The organism is Vibrio sp. 10N.286.48.F5, assembly GCF_041469785.1.
GTDB lineage: Bacteria > Pseudomonadota > Gammaproteobacteria > Enterobacterales > Vibrionaceae > Vibrio > Vibrio crassostreae_C.
Genome location: NZ_JBFRLG010000047.1, coordinates 1 through 5,125, shown reverse-complemented (window position 1 = coordinate 5,125; position 5,125 = coordinate 1). Strand labels below are relative to the sequence as shown.

Here is a 5,125-nt window from a genome sequence, read left to right as displayed (position 1 = left end):
ATTTTTACTTTAATTGGTATCATTGTTAATAATGTGATTTTTCATATTATGGCAAGTAAAATAAAGATAAAAAAAGGGCCAACTCTTTCGAGTTGGCCCTTTCCAAACGTTTGGTGGAGCTGGCGTAAGTTGAACTTGTCTTTTAAGGGTCTGATATTATTCAGTTTGTTTTGGTTTGGTTTTTATGTTGGTTACCAAGATGGTTACTAAAGTGGTTCATACACAAGTTTTGATTTAGATTTTCTAGATTCATTGGATGATATGTGGCTCATTCCACCACACTGTAAGTTTGAGAAGTTACGTATCCTTTTGGTCTACATAATCAGCAAGCTTTTCAAAAGCGCCAATCAGGGAAGCATTTTGCTTTTCAAGGACGTTGATTCTTTTTTGCATTTCCGTAAGTTGAGACGCCTGCTGGCGGAGTTTGCTTTTGTCATCGTTTAGCTTTTCTAGCTTATTACGGAGAGATATGTTGGTATTTTCTAGTTTCAATATTTCTCTTCTGAATGCAGAACCGTCAATTAATGCCCTGATTGACTGCCCTAGATTATCTAATCCATTATCTGCCTTTATCTGTTCCAATTGGTTGTAGATATCATTCCTAACCATTACGGAATGTTCTTTTTCTTTCGCGTTTAGTCGTCGCTCTCTCTGATCCCAAGCTCTTTTCATTTTAATCAAGTTACGTTGTCTTGTTTCTTCTGTATCCAGACTCGAAAAGTAGCGTGATGCTTGCTGCATAATATTTTCTTTCGAGGGATACCTTGCTCCTTTTCCGCCAACGACCAAGCCTTCTTCAGCTATTCCGTTCTTTAGGAAATACTGCACGACCCATACCGACATTCTATGGTTACCAAATGTCATCCATTTTTTGAACTCATACTCTTCTGATGTCATTACTATACTCAATATTTTTGTGTTACATGTAGATTTACATGTAGTTTTTAGCATGTCAAAAATTATGGTATTATGATTTTAATAGGTATTATAAAGTAAAATATTGATGGTTATGAATATGCTGCTCCAGCCTTGGAAAGGTTTGAAGCCTCAAGATAAGGTCATATATATGCGGTGGCTCTTACTTGCTAATGGACAAGGGCATAGTCAGTGCTCAATCGCATTATTGGCTGAAAAGTTAATGATGAAAGCTTCGATGGTCCGAGCTTCGGTTACTCGGTTATGTCTAAATGAGTATGTGACTCGAAGTAAAGAAGGAGGACAATATGTCATTGCTCAACCTGAAATTGGCGATAAAAATCGAGAGCTAAGTGAAGCGAAAACATCCTATATAAAACAGCTTTTGGGAGAAGGTGAGGACTTGTATGGTGTGCGAGCCGAGAGTATCTCTAAGCGGTTACTAAAATCGGCACTAGTCGCTTTGAGTGACGACATCGGAGTGGTCAATGTGATTAGTTTTTCTCAGCTTTCAAATGTTACAGGAATGACGGTGCAACGCTTACGTCGGTATAGGGACGAGCTAATAGACTCGGGCTTTATCCTAAAATTTATCAACGGATGTAATGCCCCAACACTTTATAAAAAGGCCTATTCTATCTTTATTATTGACCCAGAGGGATTCGGTGGGGGTAAGGTTTGTGTAAGAGACTACCTTACTCAAGATTGCTTCAGTTACGACCCTTTACGCGCTATCCAGAAAGGGGTCAAAGCATGGATTTGGGAGGTAGACCAGAAGCGTCGAAGTGAAGTCTCACGACATAACAGTGATATCAGACTCTATCATATGTTTGATGAACTGATTTCACGAAAGGTCAGGGGGGGATTAGAACAAAACTATCAAATAAGAGAGCGGAAGTTTAACGTACTTACCGATGATCCTAAATTGAATCGCGAAATCGCAAAGAGTTTGAGAGATCATGTGAATGAGTACTCCATACCGATCTGCAATATTATACCAACCCTTATCCCAGAAGCTTCTGAAAGCCAAGAATTGGATATCTATTGCTTTCAACGAAAGCAATCCATGATCATTTTATTGAACTTGCCTTTAAAAGTTCGAGGGCGTCTAGTTTTGAGTCACTCTGAAGAAAAGATCATAGAGTTTGAGTCGAATGATCTAAAAGTGGATATCCAAGGGTTTGTACCACGTTTTCTCGATAGCTAGTCGTTTATATGTAACTAAATGTCGAGTTGAACCCTGTCCTCTAGCCTAATCAGTATCTATTGTCATGTGATGTTTCGGTGTCGGACCTGTTTAATATATTACCTATTATCTATTTCAAGATAGAGGACTAGCCATACCGTAAGTATTTACATCATTACTACTCATATGTTCATAAATTAAGGAGTAGTATCATGGCAAGACGTAGCCCATCAACGACGAATGTTAAGAGGTTTAGAGGAATACATCTTAGAACCAGGGAGCTTCCGTTGATTACTAAAAACCTAGTTCAAGTTCACGATGTACTGATGGATGCGGTTGAGGACTTTTCACGAATAACGGCTATTAGGCTCGATTTACGGTACCCAAAATCATTTGAAGATGATGAAGTCTCCAATGCGATTACCAGTTTTTTTCGTTCATTAAACAGTCAAATCAAAGAGGAGCTTAAGCGGCGAAAAAGACGAAAAACCTCTGTTAGTAGAGAGCGCTTACGGTTTATTTGGTGTAAAGAAATCGATTCTTCATCATATCCTCATTACCACATTGTGATTATCTTAAACAAAGATAACTTTCGTTACCTTGGAGACTACAGTGATTTTAGCCTCTTAGAAAATGTTGGTAAATGTAAAACGCTTTATCAAATGGTGGTATGTGCATGGTCGCGGGCGCTTAATATTGACTTTAGGGCGGCACATTGGGGTGTAAGAGTCCCAGCTAATCCAACTTACTATGTGGTAGAGCGTCATCCTTTTGATGATTATGACGATGAAGATTATGAGGGGCAGAGTTTTAGGGCAATGTTCAATCCGTTATTTAACCGTGCCGTATATTTGACTAAGTTAAGATCGAGGGCTGTCGGTAGAGGCAGAACATTTGGTACTAGTCGGCGTACTCAAGAAGAAATAGACAATCAGTTCTTTAGAGAATTATTGCAAGAGAGCTTACTTCCTCGCGTTTAAACAAAAAAAGGGGAGAGAACCCCCTTATCCTTTATGGCGATGCTTCAAGTCCCACACGCGCCACTGACTCGCTTGAATATGCGCACGAGCGTCACGTTTAAGCTGAGTCAATGTGAAGGTGCTTGAGAAGATGTCACCGTCTAGACAGTAGCTACAGAACTGATGGCAGTTTTCATTTAGCAGGGAGTAGTCTGTCTGCACACCAAGTATAGCTTCCGCACTCTGAGCGGTAAACTCACTGCCAGTTGCTCTCCCTTGAGCATTACAACTCACGTAAATGGAAATGGCTGATGTATCAGCAAGGAACTGATGAATTGATACGGCTTCAATAAGACCTTTGCCATTACGATGGATGATACGTCCATTTCCCACGTAGACACCTGAATGTTCAGCATAACCAAATGCGAGATCGCAATACACAATGCTCCCTCTAACTGGACCGTCGGTTTTCCAGAATAAATTTTGGATTAAGCTTTTCGATAAGCTGCCTACAACAAAGCTTCCTATTGCGTGATATGGATTCATGTTATTCACTCTCCAATGTGATGATAACGAAACTCAAAAGGGCTCTGAGCTTAATGTTTATAAGGGATTAGCGGCCCCGCCCCCTTAGTAAATGATCATGCTTAAAGCTCAAGAGAAACAAAGTCTTTATCGACTTCATCTTGAGTGATACCGATATAGCGAAGCGTGACGCCCTCAGATGTGTGACGAAGCATTTTCATGACACGGCCTATATCCTTTGTAGATTGGTAAAGAAAGTAGCCTCGTGTCTTTCTCATCGAATGAGTACCTAACGCAATATTTAGCTCTTGGCCTACTTGTTGAAATGCCATAGACACGGCGCGTCGCGTGATTGGCTGGGGTGATTTGTTTTTCAACTGTTGGCATCGGTAGGATTGAAACAAGTAGATGTGGTCGGGATGTTGCTCCCTTAATCTAGCAATATGCTGCTGCGCTTTGGTATTGAGCTGAATGTTTGCCAGCTTGCCAGTTTTACTTTCACGAATAATAAGTCGGTCACCATGAATGTCTTCAAAGCGGATCGATAACAAATCAGAAATCCGCAGTGCTAGGTTTAATCCGATATGCCACACATCGGCCATTTGTGTATTACAACGAATACTCAGTAAATGTCCAACCAGACGTATGGTGTCATCGTCTTTGATTGCTTGTACCTCAGCCATAATCTGCTTCCTTTTTTGTCTGTAGAAGGGTGTTTTGGGAAGCACAGAGCAGACGATATTAAAGAACCCTTATACAGCAAGGGATGGAAGCTTCCCGTTTTAACAATATGGGAAGCAGCCTCGTTTTAGCTCTGTGCTGGTGGTTGTGTTGAATATTTGTGATATGAAGTGGAGCGGGACGGTTAGTGGCTAGGGTTGCTACGAGTGATGATTAACTGTACTCAACCTGAACTTGGTCGTAGGCGTTCATTTCTACATAAGCTAAAAAGTTACACTCCCACATTTCATATAACTCGGTTGTTTCTTGCAGGTACATACCAAGCCATCCGCTGAAACGAGCGAAAGCGACGTTGTTAGCAAAATCAAAAGCCAAGTCAGGAACGAGCTCTGGCGTACCGGTTCCCACATAAACAAGGTCAGTGATTTCAATAAGAGCGATATGGCTATCTTTGATATCCACCGTAATAGAGACAGGGTGAAAGCCGCCGTCTTTTGGGTGGTAATTGGTATCTTGAAAACAGATGGTCATTTTTCCTCGGTAATTAACATCATTAATAGAGCGTTTGATTAGGTCTTTCAGTTGATGTGAAGGCTTAGCTCGCTTGCACGCGAACATAGCCAGATTGGCTGCTTGATTCATAGGAACCTCTTTGAAATAAGTTAGGATTAACGAACGGATGTGATGTTGATTGAGATAGCAGGTTGCGTGATGAGAGTGTGAGTGATGGCTTTAAGCCAGCTAGCAAGTAAGGTTTGAACTTCTGGCCGTTGTAAGTTGCACTGCTTAATCTCTGGGTGGTAGAACCAACACCCTGCGAAGTTGAAATACAGCGATAACTCTTTTTGTGGCTTACCAG

Annotated in this window: 7 protein-coding genes and 1 pseudogene; 3 read left to right on the top strand and 5 right to left on the bottom strand. The window is 40.9% G+C overall.

Annotation, left to right across the window (positions count from 1 at the left end; genetic code table 11):
- Positions 1-210, top strand: a 210-nt coding sequence (locus AB4185_RS20505) for a hypothetical protein (protein ID WP_372135865.1), incomplete at its 5' end; no start/stop codon positions are given.
- Between the two features lie 87 nt (positions 211-297).
- Here AB4185_RS20505 and AB4185_RS20500 read toward each other — a convergent pair.
- On the bottom strand, positions 298-897 hold the full coding sequence (locus AB4185_RS20500) for a hypothetical protein (protein WP_372135864.1): 600 nt from the start codon (positions 895-897) through the stop codon (positions 298-300).
- A gap of 106 nt (positions 898-1,003) precedes the next feature.
- Here AB4185_RS20500 and AB4185_RS20495 point away from each other — a divergent pair, with 106 nt between their 5' ends.
- Both AB4185_RS20495 and AB4185_RS20490 read left to right on the top strand, forming a co-directional pair.
- Complete coding sequence (locus tag AB4185_RS20495) at positions 1,004-2,122, top strand: hypothetical protein (RefSeq protein WP_372135863.1); 1,119 nt, start codon at positions 1,004-1,006, stop codon at positions 2,120-2,122.
- A gap of 191 nt (positions 2,123-2,313) precedes the next feature.
- Entirely contained in the window at positions 2,314-3,081 is a 768-nt protein-coding gene (locus tag AB4185_RS20490) for an inovirus Gp2 family protein (protein WP_372135862.1), read from the top strand.
- A 24-nt stretch (positions 3,082-3,105) separates the two neighbouring features.
- Here the strand turns inward: AB4185_RS20490 and AB4185_RS20485 are convergent, their stop codons facing one another.
- The 4 genes and pseudogenes from AB4185_RS20485 to AB4185_RS20470 form a co-directional block, all read right to left on the bottom strand.
- A complete protein-coding gene (locus AB4185_RS20485) occupies positions 3,106-3,606 on the bottom strand; it encodes a hypothetical protein (RefSeq protein WP_372135861.1) in 501 nt (166 codons plus the stop codon).
- A gap of 101 nt (positions 3,607-3,707) precedes the next feature.
- Positions 3,708-4,268, bottom strand: coding sequence for a tyrosine-type recombinase/integrase (locus AB4185_RS20480; RefSeq protein WP_171343355.1), 561 nt, complete (start codon positions 4,266-4,268; stop codon positions 3,708-3,710).
- A 211-nt stretch (positions 4,269-4,479) separates the two neighbouring features.
- Positions 4,480-4,908: a DUF2787 family protein gene (locus AB4185_RS20475; RefSeq protein ID WP_269978492.1), complete on the bottom strand. Its 429-nt coding sequence runs from the start codon at positions 4,906-4,908 to the stop codon at positions 4,480-4,482.
- 26 nt (positions 4,909-4,934) lie between these two features.
- Positions 4,935-5,125, bottom strand: a pseudogene (locus tag AB4185_RS20470) (hypothetical protein); the annotation flags it as partial.

What these genes read in the sequence shown, in the direction of transcription:
- AB4185_RS20500 (WP_372135864.1), bottom strand. Translation starts at nt 897, where the DNA reads ATGACATCAGAAGAGTATGAGTTCAAAAAATGGATGACATTTGGTAAC.
- AB4185_RS20485 (WP_372135861.1), bottom strand. Translation starts at nt 3,606, where the DNA reads ATGAATCCATATCACGCAATAGGAAGCTTTGTTGTAGGCAGCTTATCG.
- AB4185_RS20495 (WP_372135863.1), top strand. Translation starts at nt 1,004, where the DNA reads ATGGTTATGAATATGCTGCTCCAGCCTTGGAAAGGTTTGAAGCCTCAA.
- AB4185_RS20490 (WP_372135862.1), top strand. Translation starts at nt 2,314, where the DNA reads ATGGCAAGACGTAGCCCATCAACGACGAATGTTAAGAGGTTTAGAGGA.
- AB4185_RS20475 (WP_269978492.1), bottom strand. Translation starts at nt 4,908, where the DNA reads ATGAATCAAGCAGCCAATCTGGCTATGTTCGCGTGCAAGCGAGCTAAG.
- AB4185_RS20480 (WP_171343355.1), bottom strand. Translation starts at nt 4,268, where the DNA reads ATGGCTGAGGTACAAGCAATCAAAGACGATGACACCATACGTCTGGTT.